The organism is Nocardia fusca NBRC 14340 (assembly GCF_001618425.1).
GTDB lineage: Bacteria > Actinomycetota > Actinomycetes > Mycobacteriales > Mycobacteriaceae > Nocardia > Nocardia fusca.
Window position 1 is genome coordinate 245,789 of record NZ_BDCU01000029.1, and the last position, 24,042, is coordinate 269,830.

Here is a 24,042-nt window from a genome sequence, read left to right on the forward strand (position 1 = left end):
GGATCAGCCCTCCCGGACCGGGATGTGCACCGGGGGTGTGAACGGACCGGGCGGCGGTTCGACCGCGGCCACGTCGACCTCGACGATCGCCGGACCGCGTGTCGCCACCGCGTCCGCGAACGCTTTCGCGAAACGCCCCGGACCCTGCACCAGGGTGTAGGGCATATCGAGTGCGGCCGCGAGCAGATCGAACCGGGGCGTGAACAGGTCGACACCGGACCGGTCGAAGCCGTTGGCCGCCTGCATGTTCCGCAGGACGCCGTAACCGCCGTCGTTGAAGATCACCACGACGCACCAGGCGCCGCTGCCGGCGAGCGAGGCGAGTTCGCCGAGGTGTACGGCGAGACCGCCGTCCCCGGCGATCACGGCGGTGGGCACCTCGGGCCGGCCGAGCGCGGCGCCGATCCCCATGGCCAGCCCCTGTCCGATACCACCACCGAGGGGAAAGATATTGGTCTCGCGTTCGTAGAAGGGCAGCAATCGGTTGCCCCACTGACTGGAGGGGATGGTCACATCGCGCGCGACCACGGATTCGCGTGGCAGTACCGACCGCATCCCTTCGCAGATCTCCGCGTACCCGCCGATATAGGCCGTGAGCGCCGCGCGGACCGCCACCCTGGTGTCGGTGACCCGGCCGGACCACCCCGGGTCCACTGAAGTGCTCGTCAGGCCGTCGTTGATCGCCGCGAGGGTCGTTCCGGCATCACCCACGAGGCCGACCTTCGCCGGATAGATACGGCCGATGGCCGCCGGGTCCACATCGATCTGGATCTGGGTGACCGGTAACCGCAGGTGGTAGCTCTTGGTCTCGTTGGAGCGGAAGTGGGTGCCGATCGACAGCAGCAGGTCGGCGTCCGCGAGCAGTGACGCGACCTCGGGCGCCGTCGCGAAGTTCCCGATCACCAGCGGGTCGTCCTCGGGCACGATGGCGCGCCCCGAGTTGCTGGTCAGCAGCCCCGCCCCGAGGGTGTGCAGTAGAGTGGTCAGCTCGGATTTCGCGCCGGCCGCTCCCCCGCCCACCCAGAGCAGGGGCCGCTCGGCCGCCGACAGCAACGCGACGGCCTCGGCGATCGCGTCGCGCTCCGGTACCGGCACGTCGAAGACCGGCGGCTCATATCCGCGCTGATCGGCCGGACGCGCCAGATACTGCAGATCCGAGGGCCATTCCACGCTGGCCGGGCCCTGCGGAGCCGCCAGGATATGGGCGATGGCGGTTTCCAGATCCGCTTCGACATCCTCCGCGCGCTCGATGGTCGCCGCATAGCGGGAGACGGCATCGAGCATCTGCAGCTGTTTGGGCACCTCGTGGATGACACCGCGGGTCGACCCGCCGGAACCGAGGTACTCGCTCTCGATCTGGCCGGTCACATGCAGCACCCGGCTACCCGCGGTCAGCGCTTCGAGCATCGAACCCGCGGCATTGCCGGCTCCGGTCCCGGTGCTGGTGATCGCGACACCGATCTTTCCGGTCGCGCGCGCGTAGCCGTCGGCGGCGTTGACCGCCGCCGCCTCGTGCCGCACCTCCACGAAGTCCAGCTCCCGCGCCACCGCCTCGACGAGCGGCAGGTTGTGGATGCTGATCACGCCGAAGGCGGTATCGATGCCGTGCCTGCGCATCACGGCGACGAGCACATCGCCGCCGGTGGGCTCCTTCGCGCCGGGGCTGTCGGTGGTCGTCATTGGTGTGTCCTCCGGAGAGATCTGGGAACGGCGGATCCGCCGGGCCGGGCTGATGGTCAGATGTAACGGCCGACGCCACCGCCGACGTCGATGCTGGTGCCGGTGGTGTAGCCGCTCAGTGGCGAGAGCAGGGTGACGATAGGGAACGCGACCTCCGCGGCGGTCCCGAACCGGCCCAGCGCGATACCGCGGTCGGCGGCGATCTCCGCACTCCACGCGTCGTAGTCGAGTGCGGTCCCCGAGGTCTCGAACCGGCGACGCCACTGGCCGGTGTCGACAAGCCCGAGCAGCACGGAGTTCACCCGGGTTCCGTCCGCGGCGAGATCCTCGGCCATGGAGTGGGTGAGGTTGAGCAGCGCGGCACGCGCGGCCGAGGTGACGGCCAGCCGGGGCTCGGGCTGCCGGGACAGGATCGCGTTGACATTGACGACGGCGCCGCGGTCCGCGGCGGCCAGCGCACCGCGGGCCGCGCGCACCAGATTCCAGGAGCCGAAGATCTTCAGGTCGAATTCCGCGCGGATCTGCTCGTCGGAGGTCTGCGCCAGCGGCGCCATCAGGGAACGACCGGCATTGCACACCAGTCCGTCGATACCGCCGAAACGGTCGGCGGCGGAGCCGATGAAGGCCTCGACCTCGGCGCGGTCGGTGACATCGCAGGCCGCGAGGTGCACCGCGGCGGGATCGATATCGCCGACCGAATCGATCGCGGCGCGCAACCGGTCCAGATCGCGGGCGCAGGCGGCGATCCGGGCGCCCTCGGCGAGGAGCATCCGGGTCGTCGCCAGGCCCACCCCGGAGCTCGCGCCGGTGACGACCACGGTGCGGCCGGTGAGTTGCAGATCCATCGAGGGTCGGTCTCCTTGTGCGGGGTGAGTTTCGGAAAGCCGGGGATACGGTCAGTTCATGACGAATCCGCCGTCGACCACCAGGGTCTGGCCGGTCAGGTAGCTCGCCGCGTCCGAGAGCAGGAACTGCACCGTGCCCGCGACGTCGTCGGGTGTCTGTTCGCGGTCCAGAACCTGGTTGTCGGCGTAGAGCCGATACCGCGACGCCGGCACCGTGGCCGTCGCCTCGACCCGGGTCAGGCCGGGTGCGACGGCGTTGACCCGCAGCCCGTGCGGGCCCCCGTCGCGCGCCATCGTGCGGGTCATCGCCATGACCGCGCCCTTGGAGCCGACATAGTGCACCAGGCGTGGCGAGCCGTACAGGGCGGCGTCGGAGGCGATGTTCACGATGGCGCCGTTGCCGCCACGCGCCAGCTGGGCGAAGAGATGCTTGCTGACCAGCCAGGTCCCGAACGCGTTGACGGTCATCACCTTCTGGAAGAACCCCTCATCGAGTTCCCAGAACGCGTCACCGCCGACACCGTCCGCGAGCGCCGCATTGTTGACCAGCGCGTCCGCGCCACCCAGGGCCTCCACCCGGCTCGCGAGGGCCACCACCGAATCGCGGTCGGCGATATCGGTGACCACCGCGGTGACGTCGTACCCCTTGGCCCGCAACGTCTTCTCGGCATCTTCGGCCGACTCGGCGCGCATCTCCGCGATGACGACCCGGTCGCCCGCGGCGGCCAGCCGCTCGGCGATCGCGAAACCCAGTCCCCGGCCCGCCCCGGTGACCACGACAAGTCTGCTCATTCGTCCAGTTCCTTCCAGAACCGCAGGATGTGCGCGGCCGTCTCGACCGGCTTCTCCTGCACTGCCGCATGTCCGGCGCCCAGGATCAGCCCGAAGCGGGCTCCGGGAATCGCGTCGGCCAGCAACCGGGATTCGTCGACCCCGGTGACGATGTCGTCCGCCCCGACCAGCACCAGCGTGGGTGCCGCCAGGGTGGCCAGGCTCGGCCCGGTATCGGTGCGGGCCATGAACTCGGCGGCGGCGGTGTAACCGGGCAGCCGGACTCCTGCCATATCGGATTCGACAGCGCGCGCGATCTCGTCGCCGCAGGCGGGCGAGACCAGTCGCGGCGCGCGGGCCGCCGCGAACGCCGCGCCGCCGAGTTCACGCAGCTCACCGACTCGTGCCCGCATCGCCTGCGCCCGCTCCGGGTGCACACCCGAGCCGCGGGTGCTGTCGGCCAGGACGAGCGAACGGACCGACACCGGGTGCGCGGCGGCGACCGCGGTCGCGATCACCCCGCCCCACGACGTGCCGAGCAGATGTATCGGCCCGCCACCGAGCTCGGCGATCAGTTCCGCGACCACCAGCGCGTGGTCGTAGCCTTCGGTGGATCCGTCCGCACTCGGCGCCGGATCGGCGGACCGCCCGTATCCCGGCGCGTCCCAGCAGTACGTGCGATAGCCGTGCGCGCTCAGCACCTCGGCCAGCGCACCGCAGGCCGCCGCACTTCCGCCGATACCGTGCAGGAGCAGCACCGGATCGCCCGCGCCGCGGACCTCGAGCGAGATCCCCCGCGCCGAAACCCATCGGGTCGTCCGGGCCGGCGCGACCGTGCCGGTCACGGCTGCACCCGCCGCATCACTGTCCCCCGTAGAAGTAATCGTCGATCCCCGGCGTGACCAGGTCGCGATGCCCGAGATCGGGTACTCCGGCCATCGCCGCCCGGACCGTGGTCGGCGGCGGACCCGCCGTCCCCCACTGGTCGGAGAGTTCGGGAGTACGCTTCCAGGTCCGGCACAGCCAGCGGTCCTCGTCGATCTGGGCCACTTCGGAGGTGTATTCGCACACCAGCCCGGCCGGATCGGTGAAGTACGAGAAGGTGTTGTCGCCCGGTCCGTGCCGGCCGGGGCCCCACTGCGGGACGATGCCGCTGCGTTTGAGACTGCCGAGCCCCCGCATGAAATGGTCGAGACTCTCCATCTCGTAGGCCACGTGGTTGATCGAGGGGAAGTCGGCCTGGTTCAGGGCGATGACATGGTGGTCGGAATTACAGCGCAGGAAAGTCATCTGGTGTTCGGACCAGTCGGAGATCCGCATACCGAGGACCTGGGTGTAGAAGTCGGCGGTGCGATCGATATCGCTGGTGTTGAGCACGACATGCGCGAGCTTGCGGGGGATCGCCCGGCGGCCTGCCGGTTCCTGCGCCGAGACGGCGAACGTATCGGCGGACAGTTCCAGGCAGCGGCCCTCCGGGTCGACGAGTTGCAGGCCGTAGCCACCGCCCGCGTCGTCGAGCGGACCGGGTTCGCGCAGGAGCGGGATACCCAGCTTCTGGAGTGCGCGGGCCGCCGCGTCGACCTCGCGCGGAGTCCCGAGCGCGAACGAGATCCGGTCCAGCGCGTTGCCGGTGCCGGCGCGCAGTTCCAGCACGTGGTGCTCGCTGCCCGTGGCACGCAGCCAGAAGGTGTCACCGTCTTCGTCGACGGTGCTCAGCCCCCAGGCCTCGTGGTAGAAGTCGCGCGAGCGGACCGGATCGGGCACTGTGACCGATACCGACCGCAGCGCGCGCAGAGTACAGACCGGTGTTCCGGAGAATCGCATGATCGACCTTTCTGTCGAGGGTGGCCGGTTACAGGTCGAGGACGAGTTCGGCGGAGCGGCACCGGGAAACGCAGACGAACATGGTGCCGCCGGTCTGCTGTTCCTCGGGCGAGAGCAGGAAGTCGCGGTGCTCGACGTCGCCCTTGACGACGCCGACCTCGCAGGTCCCGCAGATACCTTCCGTGCACGAACTCTCCACCGGCACACCGGCGTTCTGCAGTGCGCTCAGGACCGAGACCTCCGGGCCGACCGGGATCCGGCGCCCACTGCCGGCGAGGATCACGTCGAATGCCGTGTCCTCCCCGGTGGCGATCGGTTCGGGTGCCTTGAATCGTTCGATACGCAACTGCCCGGGGTCCGGCAGCGCGTCCCGGCAGGCGGCCATCAACGCCTCGGGACCGCAACAGTAGGCGACGGTATCGGCGTCGATATCGCCGAGTAGCCCGGCGAGGTCGGGGTATCGACCCGCTGCCGCGTCGTCCGCGTGGATCGTCACGCGGTCGGCGGGCAGGGAGTCGATCTCGTCGAGAAACGCCATCGTCGACCGGGATCGTCCGGTGTAGAGCAGCGTCCAGTTCGCGCCGTCACGGTGCAGGGTGCGCACCATCGACAGGATCGGGGTGATACCGATCCCGCCCGCGACCAGGATGTGGCGGGCCGCGGTGTCGAGCGCGAAGTTCTGGCGGGGCCCCTCGACCTCGAGGAGCCCACCGACCGGCAGGAGGTCGTGGATATGGGTGCTGCCGCCCCGCGAATCCGGTGTGCGCAGCACCGCCACCGTCCAGCACGACCGGTCCGACGGGTCCGAGCAGAGCGAATACTCCCGGACGAGCCCGTTCGGCAGATGCAGCGCGAGATGCGCGCCGGGTTCCCAGGCGGGCAACTGCGCACCGGACGGGTCGGCGAACGTAATGCTGATGACGCCGTCGGCTTCCCAGGTCTTCTGCTGGACGCGCAGCGTCCGCCTCATCGGCTCGTCCATCGGGCTCTCCTCGTACTTCTTCCGGCTCGGATCAGCGGGTGACGCCGAACATTTCGGAGCTGGGCGGGTAGGTGGGCAGCTGCGGCTTGGGGGTGCCGATGATGACGCAGAACAGCGCGTCGGAATCGGAGACGTTCGCGAGGCTGCGCGGCACCCCGGCGGGGACGCGGATCAGGTCGCGGTAGCCGAGCGTGCGCACCGCCTTCTTCGTCCCGTCCTCGACATCGTGCACGGCGACCTCGATCTCGCCCTCGAGAACGTAGAAGACCTCTTCGACGTCGTGATGGGTGTGCTCGGGGCCGACCGCGCCCGCGGGCAGGCGCATGTTGGAGAAGGTGAAGTGGTCGGCCTGGATGATGTTGTTGTCGGTGTCGTGGTTGCCGGTGGCACCCGAGCCGATGTACCGGATCTGCGCCCGCTTGAAGCGGTCGCCGCCCTTGGCCGCCTGGAACCCGAGCGTGTCCCAGTCCTCGTAGCGCGTTTCGGCGGCGGCGATGCAGGAGTCGATCAGGGCTTCGAGATCGACGCCGGTCTTTTCGGTGCTGGACATGATGTGTGCCTTCCTCTGGGGGTGATCCGTGGGACGCGGGTGCGTCACCCGCGGTGGGCGATGGCCTCGATCTCGACCGTCGCGCCGTAGGGCAGCGCGGCGACCTCGACGAACGACCGCGCCGGACGCGGTTCGGCGAACACCGCCTCGTAGTGCCGGTTCGCCTCGTCACGCAGGGCGACGTCGGTGACGAAATAGGTGGTCTTCACGACGTTCTCGAGCGTCATATCGATGGTCGAGAGCCGCTCGCTCAGCCGCGCCATCGCGGCTTCGAGGGCCGCCCGGCGGCCGGGGACCGCGACCCCGTCCTCGTCGACCGACAGGGCGCCGGAGACGAATCCGAAGCCGGCGATACCGAAGGCCGGACTGTAGGGATGAGCGCTCATGGTGCTCCCTTCTCACAGACCTGCCCAGGGCAGCGGCTGCCCGGACACGTCGAGGTAGATGCTCTTCTGGTTCATGTAGGACCGGATCCCGTCGCGGCCCTTCTCGGTCCCGATACCGCTGTCCTTCAGCCCGCTGAAGGGGGTCGAGATGCTGAACTGCTTGTAGGTGTTGATCCACACCGTTCCGGCCTGGACAGCGCGGGCCGTGCGCCAGGCGCGCCGGTAGTCCGCGGTCCAGATCCCGCAGGCCAGGCCGAACACCGTGTCGTCGGCCTGGGCGACGACGTCGGCCTCGTCCTCGAACGGGAGCACGACGGCGACGGGCCCGAAGATTTCCTCCTGGCAGATCGTCGCGCTGTTCGGGACGCCGGTGAGCACGGTGGGCAGGTAGTACGCGCCTTCGGCGAGTGCGGGATCCGCGGGAGCGGCACCGCCGCACAGCACCGTCGCGCCCGCGCGCACCGCGTCGTCGACCATCGCCGCGACGCCGTCCCGGTGCTCGTGGGTGATCATGGGCGCTACCTGGGTGCGTGGATCGGTACCCGGTCCCACCCGCAGCGCCGTGGTCGCCGCGACGAGTCGGTCCACGAACTCGTCGTACACCGCGCGCTGGACGAAGACCCGGGAACCGGCGATGCAACTCTGCCCCGACGAGGAGAAGATGCCGTACAGGACCCCGGCGAGCGCCTGCTCGAGATCGGCGTCGGCGAAGACGATGGTGGGCGATTTCCCGCCGAGTTCGAGCGTGATCGGCATCAGCTTCTCCGCGGCGATATGCGCCAGCGCGCGACCGGTCCCGGTGCCACCGGTGAACGAGATCTTGCCGATGCCCGGATGCCGGGCGAGCGCGTCGCCGACGGTCCGGCCCGGACCGGGCAGCACCGACAACAGTCCGGGCGGCAGACCTGCCTCCTCCGCCAGCCGGGCGAGCAACAGGGTCACCCACGGTGCCCAGACCGGCGGTTTGGCGACCACCGCGTTGCCCGCGGCGAGGGCCGGGGCGATCTTCTGCGCGTCCGAGGCGATCGGCGAGTTCCACGGGGTGATGGCGCCGACGACGCCCATCGGTTCGTGGGTCGCGAAGGTGAGGAACGGACCCCGCCGGGGCGTGATCGCCTCCTCCATCGTCTCGAGCGCCGACGCCATGAACCGGAAGGTGCCGGCGGCGCTGCGCGCGAGTGCGCCGGTCTCGGCCAGCGTCTTTCCGGTGTCGACGGTTTGCAGGGCCGCAATGCGGTCGGCGTTGGCCTCGATCGCGGTGCCGATGCGGTACAGGACAGCCGCGCGCTCGTGCGGTAGTAGTTGGGCCCAGCCCGAACTCGCGACGGCCCGCAGGCCGCCATCGACAGCCAGGTCGACATCATGTGCCACGGCGCCGTGCAGGCGGGCGAAGACCCGGCCGGTGGCCGGATCGACCGATTCGATGACCTTGCCCGAGCCGCGCACCCACCGGCCGGCCACGAAGATCTCGTCGGTCGTGTCGGGAACCGGTCCGGCTGCCCACGAACGGTCGAGGTCCGCGGTGTCGGCGGGCACGGCCGGGGCTTCCGGCCCGAAGGCGGAGATCCCGCTCGACGCCTGCGGCGAACGAGTGCTCGTGCTGCTCTGTAAGTCCATCGGAGTCTTCATCCGTTCCCTCTGTCGCAGCACTTGTCCGGGGCGGTCACCGCTCCGAATCCCTCCGGTAAAAGAGTCTGAGCTAAAAGATACTTACCGTCAAGATGTCTGCGTGAATTTGTCGTGACGGGCCCCGTCCGGGCCGCTTCCGGGTACTCGTCGTAGCGTCGAACGGGCCGGTCAGGCGATGAGATTCGGCGAGCCGGTCAGGTGCGCCAGCGTCCGCAGGATCGAGTACGGCACCACCGCGCTGGTGCGCGGATTGTCCGCGCTCGGCAGATTCTCGATCTTGATCGAGTACCTGCCGATCGGCCCCGAGGCCTCTATCTCGTGACAGGTCAGCTCCGCGTCCGGATCGGCGTACAACTCGACCGCTACCGTCTCCCAGTCGCTCACCGCGAAACTCACCGCGGCGGCGACATTGAGCGATTTCGGGAACAGCCGGGCCGCTTCGGCCGAGTTGCCCGCGAACACGCGCAGCCGCGTCGCGGTGGTACTGATCCGGTGCTGCTGGGCCGCGTCCATCCACGGTTGCACGAGCGACCCCGGCGATTTCGTCGACCGGACGAGCACGCGGTCGAACGGCGCCGCGTCGCGTGCGGCCGCGAGCAGATCGAGACCGCCGACCGCACCGTGCGTACACACGACCCGTCCCGGTCCGCTCCCCGCGATCCGCTGCGCGAACACGGGATCCGACAGCGCCCCGACCGAGGACACCAGAAGGTCGCGCCCGGCGTCGACCACTTGCCGCCCGACCTCCCAGACCGCCTCCTGCGAGGCGCATTCGACCACCACATCCGCGATCTCGAGCGCTTCCGTGAGCGAGAGCGCGGGCGCGGGGAGGTTCTCGACCGGGGACCGATTGACGATCCCGACCAGCTCGGCGCCGGGCACATCGCCGCGGACCAGCCGATCGGCCACGACCGCGCCGATACTCCCGTAACCGAGCACACACACCCGTACCGGATCCCGCCCTCCGAGCACCGCGGCGGCCGACCGTGTGCCGTTGTACCCCGAATTCATCCTGCTCCTCTGGAGAGAGTTACCTGCGGTCGGCGGAGGCCGTAGCGCAGGCGGAGGTACCGCCTCATAATGCCCCCTCCGCCCCGCGCGCGGCGATCGCCTCGTAGACCCGTTGCGGTGACAGCGGGAGTTCGGTGAGCTGTACGCCCACCGCGTCGGCGACGGCCTGGGCGATGGCACTGGCGACGGGTAGCATCCCGCCCTCCCCCATACCTTTGCTACCGAACGGTCCCGCGCCGTGGCCCTGCTCCTGTGTGATCGAGACGAACCGCTCGGGGATGTCCTCGGCGAGCGGCACCCGGTAGAGCAGCGCCTCGGCGTTGAGCAGTTCACCGTCCGGGTCGTACCGGAGTTCTTCGAACAACGCCTGTCCCAGTCCGAACACGGCGGCCCCTTCGTCCTGACCGCGGCACGCTATCTTGTTGATGACCTTGCCGGCGTCACCGCTGACCGCCAGTTGCAGCACAGTGATCCGGCCCGTCTCGGGGTCGACCTCCACTTCGGCGGCCGCCCAGCCGATCTCCCAGAACACGCACGGCGCCTCGAGCGGCGCACGGTGATCGTTGCGCGCCTTGTAGAAACCGTCGGCGGAGAACTCGAATCCGGTGTTCCCGAAGACGTCCATGATCATCGGGAACAGGTCGTGCACGGTCCCGTCCCGGGTACGCACATGCCAATCCACGAGCTCGAGCGCGGCGGGATCCACCGCGAGTTGCGTACCGGCCCAGTCGAGTACCTCGTCCCGGAGCTTCGCGGCCGCCGTCCGCACCGCCTGCCCCATCACCGCGACTCCCGAGGACGCGTTGGTCCCCTGGTCGAACGGGGTGTTGTCGGTGTCGATACGCGCGTAGGCCACCCGGGCGGGATCGCAGCGCAGCACCTCGGCGACCAGTTGCGCCATCGCGGAGTGCCCGCCCTGCCCCATCTCGGTGAGCGCACAGTTGAGCAGAACGTCACCCCGCGTGGTGACCTTCACCCTGGCCATCGCCGGTTTGTTGATACCGCCGCCGTCCTTGACGCCGACCGAAACGCCCATCCCCCGGTTCCCGGTGCGAGCACGCTCGTGGTAACCGATCGCGTCGGCCACCAGCCGCATCCCCTCCGCCAGGTCGGAGTCGATCCCGGACTCCCCCGGCACGAATTCCTCACCGAGCGCCTTGAGATTGCGTACCCGCAGTTCGTACGGATCCAGGCCGAGACGATCCGCGATCAGATCCACCTGGCGTTCACTGGCCCACGTCGCCTGGGTGCCACCGAACCCGCGATAGGCCCCGGCCGGCACGGTGTTGGTGGTGACGACCTTGCACACCGAATCGATATGCTGCCAGCGGTATGCGCCGGGCATCCGGTAGCCGGCCTTCTCCGCGACCGCCGGGCTGTGCTCGGCGTAGGCACCGCCGTTGAGCAGCACCGTCGACTGCCGTGCGACGAACGTACCGTCGGCCCGTACACCCGATTTCACGATGAGCGTCGCCGCGTGCTGCGAGACCGTCAGGAACACCTCCTCGGTGGTCATACAGAACCGGACCGGACGCCCGCCGCTGAGCTGGGATAGCCGGATCGCGACCGGGTCGGCTTTCGGTCCGTTCTTCGCGCCGAAACCGCCACCGATCAACGGCACATGGACGCGGATCCGGTTCTCCGGCAGCCCGAAAACGCGCGCGAGTTCCTTGCGCAGGTTGAACGGCGCCTGCGTCGAGGTCCACACCTCGATCTCGTCGGTGCTCGCCTCGGCGACGGTCACGAACGGTTCGAGATGCATATGGTTCATCCGCGAGAACTCGAAGGTGTCCTCGAAGATGTGGTCACACGTCTCCCAGACGTCGGGCGAGCCGGTGCGATACCGGAACTCGTAGCTCACGTTCGGTTCGCTGCGCAACGACGCCGACGCGCCCTGCCCGTACTTCGGGATCACCCCGAACGGCTCGTCCGGATGGATGACCGGCGCCGATTCCGCGAGAGCCGCCTCGACGGTGAACGCCGCAGGCAGCACCTCGTACTCGACCCGGATCAGGTCCAGCGCCGCGAGCGCGGTGCGCTCGTCGACGGCGGCGGCCGCGGCCACCACGTCACCGACGTATCGGACGACGCCGGTCGCGACCACCGGCTGGTCCTTGACCATCGTCCCGTAGCACTGCAGTCCGTCGATCTCGTCCTGGGTCACGATCGCGGTGACACCCGGGAGCGCCCGGGCGGCCGAGGTGTCGATGGAGACGATGCGGGCGTGCGCGTGCGGACTGCGCAGCACCTTCGCGTGCAGCATGCCCGGGCGCACGATATCGGCCCCGTACACGGCCCGCCCGGTCACCTTCGCCGTCGCGTCCGCCCGCGGGCCGTCCCGGCCGACCAGCCGGTGTTCCGGGGGCGCCGTGGGCAACTCCCGGATCCGATACTCGCCGACCGTTTCCCCGTCGCCGACCAGGTGGGTGCGCGCCTCGACCAGCGGGCCGGCGACCGGCAACCGATCCGATACCGCCGTCATTCGCGATCCCCGTCCTGCGCGGCCGTCAGCTCCGCCGCGCGTTCGACGGATTCCATGATCATTTCGTAGCCGGTGCAGCGGCAGGTGTTCGAACTGATCCACTCGCGAATGGTGCCGCGGTCCGGCCGGGGTTCCCGGCGCAGCAGACCGGTCGTCAGCATCAGCATGCCGGAGGTGCAGAAACCACACTGGTAACCACCGCATTCCGCGAAGGCCCGCTGCTGCGGCGAGAGAGTTCCGTCCACGGCCGCAAGTCCCTCGACGGTCTCCACGGCGGCGCCGTCGACCGCGAACGCGAACGTCGAGCAGGAGGCGACCGGAACGTCGTCGACGAGTACCGTGCAGGCTCCGCAGACACCGCGCTCACACGAACGCCGCACGCCCCGGCAGCCGAAGTCGTCGCGCAGGACATCGAGCAGGACCGCGCTGGAATCGATTCTGCAATTCCGCTTCTCGCCGTTCAGGCTGAACTCTATGGAGGTGTCGAGTGCGCTCGGCGGGACTTCCGCGCCGGCCGGTCTCGTCTCGGTATCGGGATCACACATGCGGTCGGTCCTCACGCTGGGGGGTGGCAGTGGCTGCCTCGTGGAGCAGCCTGCGGGTCAGCACGGTGACGAGGTGCCTGCGGTACTCGGCGGACCCGGTGTAATCGCCGATATCGTCCGGGAGTTGCGCGGCGAGGGCCGCGGCGGTCGGCACCGCGTCGATACCGGCCGGCGACGTGGCCTCGGTATCGACGCGCAGCGAGATACCGCGGCGGTACTCCGACCCCGCGGTGGCGTGGACGGCCAGGGTGGCGTCGGCACCCCGCCGGATCGCGAGCGCGACCGTCGTGGTGGGGCGCATCGAGCGCTCGTACCCGAACCACACCAGATCCGTGGTGGACACCTCGATACCGGTGAGCAGCGCGGTGGTGTCGTCGGTCCACAATCGGCCGGGTGCGAGAGTGCGGCCGTCCGAAATCGACAACCGGGCGTCGAGGGCGCCCAGTAGCAACGGCATCTCGTAGCGATGGCGCCGGGCCATCAGATTCCCGCCGACCGTGCCGGTGTACCGGATCCGGACGGTGGCGATCCGCGACCATGCCGCCGCGAGTCCGGGGATCGCCGCGGCCACGGTCGCACTGGTCGCCCCCTCGTGATGGGTGACCATCGGTCCCAGGTGCAGGACTCCGCTGTGGTGCGTGATCGTTTTCAGGCCCGCCACTTTCCGCAGCGATACCAGTGCCGCGGGCGCGCAGCCCTCCCGGATCCTGGCGACGAGATCGCTGCACCCGGCAGCGATCACCGCCTCCGGGTCGGCGGCGAGCGCCGCCTCCACCTCGGCGACCGATTCCGGGCGGTACAGCCGGAACGGCGCGAGAGCCGATTGACTCTGCGCGACGATTCCGGATCCGTCGACCGTGGCCCGCATCAGTGCGCCTTGCTCACAACCGAATCGCGCGGGCCGTCGGCTGCCACGCCCTCACCGCGCAGCAGCCTTGTCACTCGCGAGCGGATCTCGACGAATCGCGGATCCGTTTTGGTGGTGATGTGATCGCGCGGCCGTGGCAGATCGACCTCGATCGTCTCGGCCACGACGCTCGGCGGTTTCGACAGCACGATGATGTGATCGGCGAGGTAGACGCTCTCGTCGATATCGTGGGTGACGACCAGGACGGTGATCCCGAGCCGCGCCTGGATCGCCAGGAGCAGATCCTCGAGTTCGGCGCGTGTCTGGGCGTCGACCGAGGCGTACGGCTCGTCCATGAGCAGCAGCTTGGGATGGCTCGCCAGCGCCCGGGCGATGGCGACGCGCTGCTGCATACCGCCCGACATCTGCCAGGGGTAGAGCTTCTCCTTGCCCGACAGGCCGACCGCGTCGATGGCCTCCTGGACCCGGGCGGCACGCTCCGGCCGCGGCAGATGCTGGAGCGGGAAGGCGATGTTCTTGTCCACCCGCATCCACGGGAACAGCGAGCGCGCGTAGTCCTGGAACACCATGGCCAGGCCGTCGGGCACCCCGGACACCTGCCGCCCGTCGAAGGTGACCGCACCGGTCGTCGGGACATCGAGTCCGCTGATGATCCGCAGCAGGGTCGACTTGCCGCAGCCGGAGGGCCCGACGATCACGCTGACCTTTCCGGCCGGGGCGTCGGCGGTGATATCGCGGACCGCGAGGTTGGTTCCATAGGACTTCGAGATGCCGGTGAGGACCAGCTCCGCGGACGTGGTCGTCACATGTGTACTAGTCATTTTGCTGAGTCACTCCTCGGTGCCAGGCCAACGCCCGCCGTTCGGCGAACACGAAGATGAAGTTGAGTGCGACGCCCAGGGCGGCCAGCACGATCAGGACCGACCAGAATCCGGTGTAGTCGAAGTCGCGCTGTGACCGGATCAGGAGATATCCGAGACCGTTCTCGGCCTTCTGCAGTTCGGAGATGATCATGATGATGAGCGACAGCGACATCGCGGTCCGCACACCGGCGAATATCTTGGGCCCCGCGCCGGGAAGGACGATCTGTGTCAGCACATTCCAGCGCGAGATCTTGAACACCGCGGCCGCCTGCATCCGGCCGGTGCCCACGCTCTGCACACCGTCGATCGTGTTGAACAGGATGGGCCAGACCACGGAGAACGTGATGAGGAAGATCTTCGGACTGTCCCCCGTGCCGAACAGGAAGAAGAACACCCCCAGCAGGGCCGGGCTGGGCAGCGACCGCCCGAGGTGGATGAGCGGCTGGAACAGGGCCGTGAGCACGGGAACGATACCCAGCGCGACTCCCAGCGCGACCCCGACCACGACGGCCAGCAGCAGTCCCGCCAGCGCACGGTAGACACTGGGAAAGAAATGGTCGAAGGTCGCGTCGCCGAGGAAGAGCCGGCCGGCGTCGGCGCTGAAGAAGTCGGTGAAGACCCGTTCGAAGGCCTCGACCGGCGGCGCCACGATCAGCGAGCCCACCGCCGACTGCGACAGACCCCACCACGCGGCGAGGATCAGTATCGGAACCAGCACCCGGATGCCCGTGTTGCCCAGCAACGCCGGCAGGAAGCCGCGGGTGCGCGCGGCCGAGCCGAGCGCGGGAGACTTCGGACCCGGCCGCACGGCCGGCGCGGCGAGTCCCGTGTCCTCGGTCGATGCGACCATCACTGGGCCAGCCCCTTCTTCCATGCGAACACCTTGTTGTCGAGGGCGGTGAAGACGGTGCTCACCGCCAGGCCGAGGACCCCGGCCACCAGCGTCGCGGCGTATACGGTGTCGAGGTTGGTGGCGTTGGCGCTGTTGAGCAGGATGTAGCCGCCGATCCCCTGCCCGTTGCCGATCAGTAGTTCCGCACTGACGGCGACGATGAGCCCGATCGATGCGGCGATCCGGATCCCGGTGAACGCGAAGGGAAGTGCGCTGGGGATCTTGATCCGGCGCAGGATCGCGATTCCCGAGAGACCGAAGGTCCGGGCCGTCTGAACGGCGGTGGCGTCGGTGGCGCGGACGCCGTACAGGGTGTTCAGCAGGATCGGCCACATACAGGCGAGCGCCACCGTGATCGAGAGCGGCAACATCCCCGAACCCAGCAGCAACACCAGCACCGGGCCCAACGCGACCGACGGCAGGACCCGGAAGACCTCGACCGGAAGTTCGAAGGCGAGGAACACCTTCGCGAAGGCGCCCATCAGACCGCCGAGCACCATCCCGGCCACGGTCGCGATCAGCAGGCCGAGCATCCATTCGCGGAGGGTGAAACCGACCTCCTGCCAGAAGGTCTGATCTCCGAACAGTGCACCGGTCTCCGCCAGCACCCGGCTCGGCACGGGCAACCCGGGCGTGGCGATCACTCCGGTCCGGATGACCAGTTCGGTCAGCGCGGCCGTCCCGAGCACGCCCACGATTCCGTAGGCGATCTGCTGTTTCCGGCCGAGCGGCTCACTGAGGAGATTCATCTCAGTCCTCGAGCGTGATGAGGTGCGGGGTGACGTCGAAGCCTTCGGGGATACGCCCCTGGGCGGCGAGCATCTCGGCGACGGACTGCATCTTCGCCGGATCCATACTCGACGCGAAGATCGGCAGCGACATCGACTGGGCCACCGCCGCGGGGACCTTCGCGACACCGGGTAGCCAGCTGCGGAATTCGGCCTCGTGGGCGGAGATATCGGCGCCGGCGGCGTAGATCGCGCGAGCGAACGCCGCGGTGGTGTCCGGGTTCGCGTCCACGAAATCGTCTCCCGCGACGAAGATCGACGCCGGCAATGCGTTGTTGGTGTCCGTGGTGAGGTCCGCGATCTCCCGCATCCCGGCGCCGCGCGCGGCCGAGGAGAACGGCTCGGGGGCGTACCCGACGTCGATCGAGCCGGCCTGCACTCCGGGCAGCATTTCGGGGAACGGCACCTCGACGTACCGCGGTTCGATATCGACGCCCTGGTCGGCCGCGAGGTTGCCGATGGTGACATCGCCGATGTTGTTGGTGGTGTTCACGCCGACGGTCCTACCGTTGATATCGGCCAGCGACCGGATCGGCGAATCCGGCTTCACATACAGGATTCCGCTGCCGTCACCCAGCGAAGCCGTATGCGCGACGGTGGTGATCGGCGTCTTGCGGGACTGCGCGATCGCCGCGGAGATCGAGTTGGCGATGCTGAAGTCGAGTTCTCCCGAGGCGACCTTCTGGATGCCGATGGGTCCACCCTGGATCGGCTCGAGGGTTACCGTGAGCCCTTCCTTTTCGAAGTAGCCCTTCTCGTCCGCCCAGTACACCGCCGCATAGTCGGCCAGTGGCAGAACGCCCACCGAGACCTCGGTCTGCTCCAGTGTGCCGTCGGTGGCCGCGGCGGTGCGCTCGCCCGAACCGCTGCACGAGCTCAGAACCAAGGCGGAGCCGGCCAGCAGGGCCGCGGCCGCGAGGCGGATTGTCGTCATGAACGTCTCCTGTCGGGACGATGGTGGCGACCGGGCTGGATTCCACCGCGGTTGCCGAACATCTTGGCTGCAAGAGATTTGTACTTCCTTACCGCTAAGAGGTCAACGCCGGATGGGCGGGAATTCGATGATTAACAGGCGGTTAACCCCAGCGGAATCTGTCGTCTCGAACAGAGAGATGCAGGTCACACCTCGAATTTGAGTGTGGTGGCCCCCACAGAAAAGGCCGGAAAGGTTTCGCGAAGACGCCCCCGAAAACGACGAACGCTCCCAGATCGTGGGATCCGGGAGCGTGCAGAGCAGACGCTCAGGCGGTGCGATCGACCGCGGCACCCTCCCCCGCCGGCAGCGCGGACATCCGCAGCGACCCCTCGAGCACCGTGAGCAACCCCGCCAGCTGAGCCTTCTGGTCGGGGTCCAGGCCCACCAGCATGTGCGCGAGTTCGGCGAAGTGCGCATCGGCGACCCGGTCCACGAGATCGCGCCCCGCATCGGACAGGGTCACATAGACCACCCGGGCATCCTCGGGGTCGCGCTCCCGCAGCACCAGCCCGGCCTCCTCCAGCCGGTTGACCCGCAGAGTCAGGCCGCCCGTCGTGACGAGCGTCTGCTTGGCCAGCTCACCCGCCGTACGCCGGAACTCCGGCTCCGCGCGGCGCAGGCACGCGAGGACATCGAACCCCGCCTCGTTGGTGCCGAACTGCTCGAACACACTGTTGATCCGGGAGCGATAGAGCAGGAAGCTGCGATGCATGCGCCCGAAGATCTCCAGCGCGGAGACATCGAGTTCGGGCCGCGATTGGGCCCATTGCCGGATGATCTCGCCGACACCGTCCGAGTTTTCCGTCACTGCCTCTGCCACAACCCATCCCTCGTCGCCCGACCGGCTTACCTTTGCGCAAAGGTACTGTACGATCTTTTCTATCATCCCACCAGCGCGGGACTCCGGCGATCGTCTCGCCGGGACAGCTCGGTCGCCGAGTCGACGTGAACGCCGACAGCGACCACCGGCCGCGAACCGCGTATCGGCCGCCGGTACGCGGACCGGCACGACAAGGCAGAGGGTAGCCCGGATGCACCAGGTGCTGAACACAGTGGCCCGATGGCAGGCAGCCGGAATCGACTGTGCCCTGGTCACAATTGTCCGATCGGCGGGCTCGATTCCGCGGCCCGTCGGCACCGTCATGGCCGTCGCGCGAGACGGGACCGTCGTCGGCAGCATTTCGGGAGGTTGCATCGAAAGCGATGTCTTCCATCTCGCCACCGACGTGATGACCACCGGGAAAGCGGCCGTCCGCCGGTACGCGGTCGACGATGCCGGCGCCGGATCCGTCGCGCTGATGTGTGGCGGCTCGATGGATGTCCTGGTCCAACGCGCGGGGCCGACGGATATCCCCGGCCTCGCACTGGTCGCGGACAGCGTCGCGGCGGGCCTGCCGGTCGCTACGGCGACCGTCGTCTCCGAGGGCGCCCATCTGGGCAGGTCGATTGTCACGACCGGCACCGCATGGACGGGCACCTGCGGCGATCCGCTCCTGGATACGGCAGTCGTCGCCCGGGCCACTCGGCACCTCGAGGCCGGCACGGTGACGACGGTGCAACTGGGCGAGACCGGAGACTGCGCCGAAACCGGACTGTCGGTCTTGATCTCGTCCATCGCCCGGCCACCGAGCATGCTGGTGTTCGGCGCGGTCGACTTCGCCCACGCGCTCGTCCGGGCGGCGAAACTCCTGGGGTACTCGGTGACGCTGTGCGACGCCCGGCCGGTTTTCGCGACTCGCGAACGCTTCCCGGAAGCCGACGAAGTGGTCGTGATGTGGCCCCAGGATTACCTGAAGCGGGCGACGATCACGCCGTCCACCGCCATCTGCGTTCTCACCCACGATCCACGCTTCGACGTTCCGGCCCTCGAGATCGCCCTGCGCTCCGACGCGGGCTACGTGGGCGCCATGGGCAGCCGGCGGACACACACCGACCGGATGGAACGTCTCCGCGCCGCCGGGGTGACCGAGGCCGAGCTGAGTCGGCTGTCCTCCCCTATCGGTCTCGATCTGGGCGCCGCGACACCGGAGGAGACCGCCGTCTCCATCCTCGCCGAGGTCATCGCCCTGCGCCGCGGCGGCAGCGGCCGGCGGCTCGGACGCATCGCCGGACCGATCCACCCACCGGAACCCGCCGATATGAACCTCCGAGATCTCCTCGACACAGCGTAGGAGCCGCGGCCCGGTAGGCCCGGCCGCTATCGCGCTGTATATCAGGGGTACTCGGCGGCGACTCGATACAGTGCCGGGTGGGCGGTGGCGATCGTTCTCGCTTCGTCGACCGAGGCGAGGACTGTGGGATTCAGACCGGCCGCCGCGCATGCTTCGGCGCTGTCCCAATGCGCGATGTTGACGAGTTGGAACCGCGCTTCCGGCAATATCGCCCGGTGCAGGCGGACATCGCGGAATCCGGGTGCTGTGCGCATGAGCGCGGCACGGGCCCGCCACTGGTGGACGAATTCGTCGATCCGCTCGGCGGGGAGTTCGATGGCATTGACGAATGTGACGCCCTCGGTCGTCCGAGGTTCGCCCCCGTCATGGACAGGCGGCACCTCTTCGACCGGGTCGCGCCGGGTCGTCCGTCCTCGATCACCGGCACGGTTCGCCTCCCAGGCATCGCTGCGGCGTTCGTGCTCGAGAACCTGCTCGGCCAACGCCGCGGTCTCGGCGCCGAAGAGCCGCTCGACAAGCCACAGTCCGAGGTCGATTCCGGAGGTGACCCCGGCCGAGGTAACCAGATCGCCGTCGTCGACGACGCGACCGCCGACCACGATCGCCCCCTGCTGCCGGAGATCGTTCTCGGCGATGTGATGTGTCGTGCACCGTCGTCCGGCGGTGATCCCGGCCGCCGACAGCAGCAGCGTTCCGGTGCAGACGGCCGCGAGGATCAGTCCCGGACGTCGAGCCGCGGTCAACGCACGGGGCACAGTGCCACGGCGGATCTGTTCCTGGACGGGCGACCCTTCGCCGTAGCCGCCGCCGGGTACCACGATCAGATCGGCGCGGTCCGGGGACCACGGGGTGCGGACGGTGATCTCGAGACCTGCCGCGGTGGTGACGGTGCCCGGACCGTCGACGGTGACGAAGCTGTGCCGCACATCGTCGACGACGCCCAGCGCGGTGACCGGGCCGATGAAGTCCTGGTCTTCCACCCCGTCGTAGAGCACTGTGTGTACGCGAAGAGTCATCGAATCCTCCGATGGAAGTTGCGGTTACGCCCTGAGTATTGCGGTGATCGGTCCGGCCGAACAGTGGCTTGATCGCCACAGTTACGTAAGATCTGGCCATGCATTCTGTCGCTGTGCTGGCCGTCGACGGAGTCGTGGGTTTCGAACTGGCCATTCCGTGCCAGGTCTTCTCCCTCGCACCCGGCTACCGCGTCCGGGTGTGCGCCCAACGGAAGAAGAACATGATCGCGACGGCCGCCGGGGAGGAAGTGTTCGCCTTCTCCTCGCGCTACGGCCTCGACGACGCGCTCGACGCCCAGACGGTGATCGTCCCGGGAGCCGACCCCGATGCGGTTCCCGACCCGCGCGTTCTGCGGACGGTGCAGGCGGCGGCAGACCGTGGCGCCCGAGTGGCCTCGATCTGCACCGGGGCCTTCGTACTGGCGGCCGCGGGACTACTGGACGGCCGGAAGGCAACAACGCACTGGATGCTCGCCGACCACCTCGCGGACCGATACCCCTCCGTGACAGTGGACCCGTCGGTCCTGTTCATCGACGACGGAACGATCCTGACCTCCGCGGGCGTCGCGGCGGGCCTGGATCTGTGCCTGCACCTGGTGCGCCGCGACCGGGGCGCGGCGGTGGCGACCGACACGGCACGGCAGATCGTGATGCCACCCCAACGGGCAGGCGGGCAAGCGCAATTCATCGAGCGGCCGGCGCCCGCCGCGCCATCCGACGATCTCGGCCCGACATTGCAGTGGATGCAGGACAACCTCGCCACGCCGATATCCCTGGCCGACATCGCCACCAAGGCCTCGATGAGCACGCGCAGTCTGTCACGGCGATTCCGAGCCCACACCGGTACGACGCCGACGCAATGGCTGCTCGACCGCCGTCTCCACCGGGCACGGGAACTACTCGAGACGACTGCCCTCCCTATCGAGATCATCGCGCGAACGGCAGGATTCGGATCGATCGAAACCTTCCGATACCACTTCATCCGGCACGTCGGCACCACTCCCGCGGCATACCGGTCGACATTCCGAACGAATCCGCCCGCATAACCCACGGCCTCGGCACTCGGACTGGCGACCGCTTTTCCACTGCCAGAAGTGGTGTCGCGTTACTACGGTTGTGGCGTGACCGCATCCAGCACGGCCGATCACCGCGCGGCGCTGCTCGCAGAAACCGACTCACTGGCCGATCTGCTGCGCGAAAACGACCCCGCGACGCCGATCCCACCTGCCCCGGCTGGACACTGGCGAATGCCCGGGTCCCGGCGCGGATACTCGCAGTCCGGGGCCGGCCGCCGGATGGGCCGAGATGAGCGGCGGAGACGAAGCAGAACGGCGTGGGCGCGGCCTGCTTCGGCGGGCGTACCGGCCACTCGGCCGCAACCGCCGGAACGACATCAACTCCTACGATCGGTGACGGCCCTTTCTTTTGGACCACCCACGATGTCCGGCTACTCGGCGCCGCGACTGGTGAAGTCGAAGGATCCGCCGTCGATACCCCAGGAGATGATCCGTTCGGGATGAATTCGGATGACCGCGCGTTCCTGGGATCGGAACGGTGGCTCCTCGTCATCGAGCGCCTCGGCCGTGCCGCGCACTTCGATGCCGCGAATCACGTAAGGATCCAATGAAACCTGTTGGTCGATGACGAACGACACCCGGCTGCCCGCCTCGACATTGCGATACTTTCGGCTGCCACGCATCCGCATGCCGCCGATATCGATCGTGCCGTCGGCGTTCACCCGATAGCCGGTCGGGTTGTTCTGCACCACGCCGTCGGGCGACACCGTGGCCAGCCGACCGATCCCGGCCTCCGCGAGGAACTGCTGTTCATTGATGGTGAAGGTCATGTCGATTACTCCTCGGTGAATCCGATATGAGGTGCGCCCGGCGATCAGCCGGACGTTGTCGGGTGCGGGAAGCGAGCCGTTGCCTGCCGAATCCCGCGTGTTTGCGTCGGCGACATCGCGGAAGATAGCTACCCCCTCCGATCTCGATATCGGTTTCGCCGGTGATGAACGCGTACCGCAGCCGGTCGGCAGACGGCGGCAATGATCCGGCCGGAGGAACCGAGCATTACACTTCCCTTCATCGAAATAGCATCGCTAGGAACTAGAGCAACGGTATCATTGGGTCGCTACTTTGTCTAGCGTTGCTAGATTCCAGACTGCCCTGCGAAACCCTGCTCCAATCGGCGAGCTGCACAGGCCCGTTCCGGCCGAGCGGAGGCCTACACCGGAGACCGCGACCACCCGGAGACACCCGACGCCAGGTCGCGCCCCAGCTCGTGCGGTACGAGCTGTTGCCTGCACGGCTGCATCAGGCGCGCCTACTGGTCGGCGGTGGTGGTAGCCCGCCGGGCGAGCTCCTTGCGTTCGGTGAGGATCTGTTCGACTTCGGCAGGGTTCACGCCGTCCTCGGCCCACTGTGCGGCAGTGTCGGAGAGCCGATCGGCCAGATCCCGCAGGGCGGCCCGCGCTTCGTTGAGCGGCACGTCGTCCACGTACTGGATGATCGCGCTGAGAACATAGTGAGAGGCGAGCAGCTTGTGCTCGGACCCGGCGGTCGGACCGAATTCCGGTTCGTCCAGCCAAGACGGCTTCTGGACCCACAGAGCGAGACCCAGCATGCCGAGGGCGGTTCCGTACTGGAAGGCGACCAACTGACCGGTGCCACGGTTCGGGAACCATAGCGGGTTGGTGTGGGCCACCTCGGTCTCGTAGTCGTCGAGCATTCCGCCGAGAACGGAAAAGTTGCTTGCCCAGGCGCTCAGATCGGCAGAAGACATGGTGATGCCCACTTCCTCTAGTCGGGGTGAGGCGTAGGGCACCGCCGGCCTGTCTCCCTGCGCGCCGGATGCCGGTGCAGCCTCGGCTGATTGATCTCCACCGTGCCCCGTCTCGTTACCGAGGCTTCGCTGCGTGGTCGCGGCCGGCAGGGCTTCAACGGGAAGCACGGCGGCCGGCTGCGCGGGCACGACCGTGGCGGGAACTGCGGGTGTACATTACCGCGCGGTCGGATATCGGATTCGAGCCTTCGAACCGTGTGGCATACACGCTATTCGAATTCGGCACCGCCTAAGGTCTCACTCGGTCCGCCCATCAGGGGCTGCTGAGTGGAGGGGTTCGACGAATGAAGTGCGAGAAAGCGACTGCTGCCGTTTTCATGACCATCTCGGCCGTGGCTATCACTGCGGCGACCGCCCATGCAGAGCCGGCCGTACCGAAGCAGTCGACCGCCGTGACCGTGGGGGATACGACTTCCGGTGTCGATCACGGGATCGACTACCGGATCACTGTTTCGCCGGTCGACGGGGTCGTCGTCACCACCGTCGAGAATGGCAGGTTCGAGCTTGCGCACAACGGTGCGGTGGTGCTCGAGACCGGCGACGGAGCGGCGGCGGCCGAAGTGCCGCAGTGGTACGCCGCCGATGGCCGTTCGATCACGATGGCGCAGCATATCGGCGCGGACGGCCACACCCTGACGCTGACACCGGCCACGACGGCAGCAGACAACGCGCGAGTGAAGGACATCAGCTCCTACAGCCGACTCTCGGAGCAGATCAACAAGAACCTGCCCGGCGTCGTCGGCGGTGCCATCGTGGGCGGCATCCTCGGGGCATGTCTGTTCCTGATCTGGGGGATCAGCATTCCAGTGGGTGTGCTGATCGGTGGAACAGTCGGCGGATACGTCATGGGTGGCCCGGAGTTCCTCGACGCCGTACAGGCGTTCGCCACCGGCATGCCCTGAGCACGGGCAGGTGAAAC

General features: G+C 68.3%; 24 protein-coding genes. 3 read left to right on the forward strand and 21 right to left on the reverse strand.

Annotated elements, in window-relative coordinates; genetic code table 11:
- Positions 1-3 precede the first annotated feature (3 nt).
- The 18 genes from NF4_RS18500 to NF4_RS18585 form a co-directional block, all read right to left on the reverse strand.
- Positions 4-1,680: a thiamine pyrophosphate-binding protein gene (locus tag NF4_RS18500; RefSeq protein WP_063128560.1), complete on the reverse strand. Its 1,677-nt coding sequence runs from the start codon at positions 1,678-1,680 to the stop codon at positions 4-6.
- 56 nt (positions 1,681-1,736) lie between these two features.
- Positions 1,737-2,525: an SDR family oxidoreductase gene (locus NF4_RS18505; protein ID WP_063128561.1), complete on the reverse strand. Its 789-nt coding sequence runs from the start codon at positions 2,523-2,525 to the stop codon at positions 1,737-1,739.
- A 51-nt stretch (positions 2,526-2,576) separates the two neighbouring features.
- Positions 2,577-3,317 (reverse strand): SDR family oxidoreductase, encoded by a 741-nt coding sequence (locus NF4_RS18510; RefSeq protein WP_063128562.1) that lies wholly within the window; start codon positions 3,315-3,317, stop codon positions 2,577-2,579.
- Positions 3,314-4,141, reverse strand: coding sequence for an alpha/beta fold hydrolase (locus NF4_RS18515; RefSeq protein ID WP_063128563.1), 828 nt, complete (start codon positions 4,139-4,141; stop codon positions 3,314-3,316). Before NF4_RS18515 ends, NF4_RS18510 begins: the two co-directional genes overlap by 4 nt.
- Positions 4,142-4,157: 16 nt before the next feature.
- Entirely contained in the window at positions 4,158-5,120 is a 963-nt protein-coding gene (locus NF4_RS18520) for a VOC family protein (protein ID WP_063128564.1), read from the reverse strand.
- 28 nt (positions 5,121-5,148) lie between these two features.
- Positions 5,149-6,102: a PDR/VanB family oxidoreductase gene (locus NF4_RS18525; protein ID WP_084533220.1), complete on the reverse strand. Its 954-nt coding sequence runs from the start codon at positions 6,100-6,102 to the stop codon at positions 5,149-5,151.
- Positions 6,103-6,133: 31 nt separating this feature from the next.
- A complete protein-coding gene (locus NF4_RS18530) occupies positions 6,134-6,652 on the reverse strand; it encodes a cupin domain-containing protein (protein WP_063128565.1) in 519 nt (172 codons plus the stop codon).
- Between the two features lie 44 nt (positions 6,653-6,696).
- Complete coding sequence (locus tag NF4_RS18535; RefSeq protein ID WP_063128566.1) at positions 6,697-7,038, reverse strand: RidA family protein; 342 nt, start codon at positions 7,036-7,038, stop codon at positions 6,697-6,699.
- 12 nt (positions 7,039-7,050) lie between these two features.
- Positions 7,051-8,655 carry an aldehyde dehydrogenase gene (locus tag NF4_RS18540; protein ID WP_084533239.1) on the reverse strand — a complete coding sequence of 535 codons (1,605 nt, stop codon included), beginning with the start codon at positions 8,653-8,655 and terminating at the stop codon, positions 7,051-7,053.
- Positions 8,656-8,835: 180 nt separating this feature from the next.
- Positions 8,836-9,678, reverse strand: a complete 843-nt coding sequence (locus NF4_RS18545; protein ID WP_063128567.1) for an aspartate dehydrogenase domain-containing protein — start codon at positions 9,676-9,678, stop codon at positions 8,836-8,838.
- A gap of 64 nt (positions 9,679-9,742) precedes the next feature.
- Entirely contained in the window at positions 9,743-12,160 is a 2,418-nt protein-coding gene (locus NF4_RS18550) for a xanthine dehydrogenase family protein molybdopterin-binding subunit (protein ID WP_084533221.1), read from the reverse strand.
- Positions 12,157-12,705, reverse strand: a complete 549-nt coding sequence (locus NF4_RS18555; protein ID WP_063128568.1) for a (2Fe-2S)-binding protein — start codon at positions 12,703-12,705, stop codon at positions 12,157-12,159. The genes NF4_RS18550 and NF4_RS18555 overlap by 4 nt, the downstream gene beginning before the upstream one ends.
- Complete coding sequence (locus tag NF4_RS18560; protein ID WP_063128569.1) at positions 12,698-13,573, reverse strand: FAD binding domain-containing protein; 876 nt, start codon at positions 13,571-13,573, stop codon at positions 12,698-12,700. The genes NF4_RS18555 and NF4_RS18560 overlap by 8 nt, the downstream gene beginning before the upstream one ends.
- Positions 13,573-14,394, reverse strand: coding sequence for an ABC transporter ATP-binding protein (locus tag NF4_RS18565; protein WP_063128570.1), 822 nt, complete (start codon positions 14,392-14,394; stop codon positions 13,573-13,575). Before NF4_RS18565 ends, NF4_RS18560 begins: the two co-directional genes overlap by 1 nt.
- Positions 14,387-15,286 (reverse strand): ABC transporter permease, encoded by a 900-nt coding sequence (locus NF4_RS18570; RefSeq protein WP_084533222.1) that lies wholly within the window; start codon positions 15,284-15,286, stop codon positions 14,387-14,389. The genes NF4_RS18565 and NF4_RS18570 overlap by 8 nt, the downstream gene beginning before the upstream one ends.
- Positions 15,286-16,077: an ABC transporter permease gene (locus tag NF4_RS18575; protein WP_063128571.1), complete on the reverse strand. Its 792-nt coding sequence runs from the start codon at positions 16,075-16,077 to the stop codon at positions 15,286-15,288. The genes NF4_RS18570 and NF4_RS18575 overlap by 1 nt, the downstream gene beginning before the upstream one ends.
- 1 nt (position 16,078) lies before the next feature.
- On the reverse strand, positions 16,079-17,050 hold the full coding sequence (locus tag NF4_RS18580) for an ABC transporter substrate-binding protein (RefSeq protein ID WP_063128572.1): 972 nt from the start codon (positions 17,048-17,050) through the stop codon (positions 16,079-16,081).
- Positions 17,051-17,357: 307 nt separating this feature from the next.
- Positions 17,358-17,912 carry a MarR family winged helix-turn-helix transcriptional regulator gene (locus tag NF4_RS18585; protein ID WP_232330539.1) on the reverse strand — a complete coding sequence of 185 codons (555 nt, stop codon included), beginning with the start codon at positions 17,910-17,912 and terminating at the stop codon, positions 17,358-17,360.
- A gap of 211 nt (positions 17,913-18,123) precedes the next feature.
- Here NF4_RS18585 and NF4_RS18590 point away from each other — a divergent pair, with 211 nt between their 5' ends.
- Entirely contained in the window at positions 18,124-19,263 is a 1,140-nt protein-coding gene (locus tag NF4_RS18590) for an XdhC family protein (protein WP_063128574.1), read from the forward strand.
- Positions 19,264-19,304: 41 nt separating this feature from the next.
- Here NF4_RS18590 and NF4_RS38660 read toward each other — a convergent pair whose 3' ends face one another.
- On the reverse strand, positions 19,305-20,279 hold the full coding sequence (locus NF4_RS38660) for a DJ-1/PfpI family protein (protein WP_198165371.1): 975 nt from the start codon (positions 20,277-20,279) through the stop codon (positions 19,305-19,307).
- 98 nt (positions 20,280-20,377) lie between these two features.
- Between NF4_RS38660 and NF4_RS18600 the strand changes: the two genes are divergently transcribed.
- Complete coding sequence (locus NF4_RS18600) at positions 20,378-21,325, forward strand: GlxA family transcriptional regulator (protein WP_063128575.1); 948 nt, start codon at positions 20,378-20,380, stop codon at positions 21,323-21,325.
- 401 nt (positions 21,326-21,726) lie between these two features.
- Here NF4_RS18600 and NF4_RS18605 read toward each other — a convergent pair whose 3' ends face one another.
- Both NF4_RS18605 and NF4_RS18610 read right to left on the reverse strand, forming a co-directional pair.
- The gene (locus tag NF4_RS18605; RefSeq protein WP_063128576.1) at positions 21,727-22,125 is read right to left on the reverse strand and encodes a PPOX class F420-dependent oxidoreductase; all 399 of its coding nucleotides are present in this window, start codon (positions 22,123-22,125) and stop codon (positions 21,727-21,729) included.
- 479 nt (positions 22,126-22,604) lie between these two features.
- A complete protein-coding gene (locus NF4_RS18610; protein ID WP_157120433.1) occupies positions 22,605-23,063 on the reverse strand; it encodes a hypothetical protein in 459 nt (152 codons plus the stop codon).
- A gap of 392 nt (positions 23,064-23,455) precedes the next feature.
- Between NF4_RS18610 and NF4_RS18615 the strand changes: the two genes are divergently transcribed.
- Entirely contained in the window at positions 23,456-24,025 is a 570-nt protein-coding gene (locus NF4_RS18615) for a DUF8020 domain-containing protein (protein ID WP_232330540.1), read from the forward strand.
- Positions 24,026-24,042 lie beyond the last annotated feature (17 nt).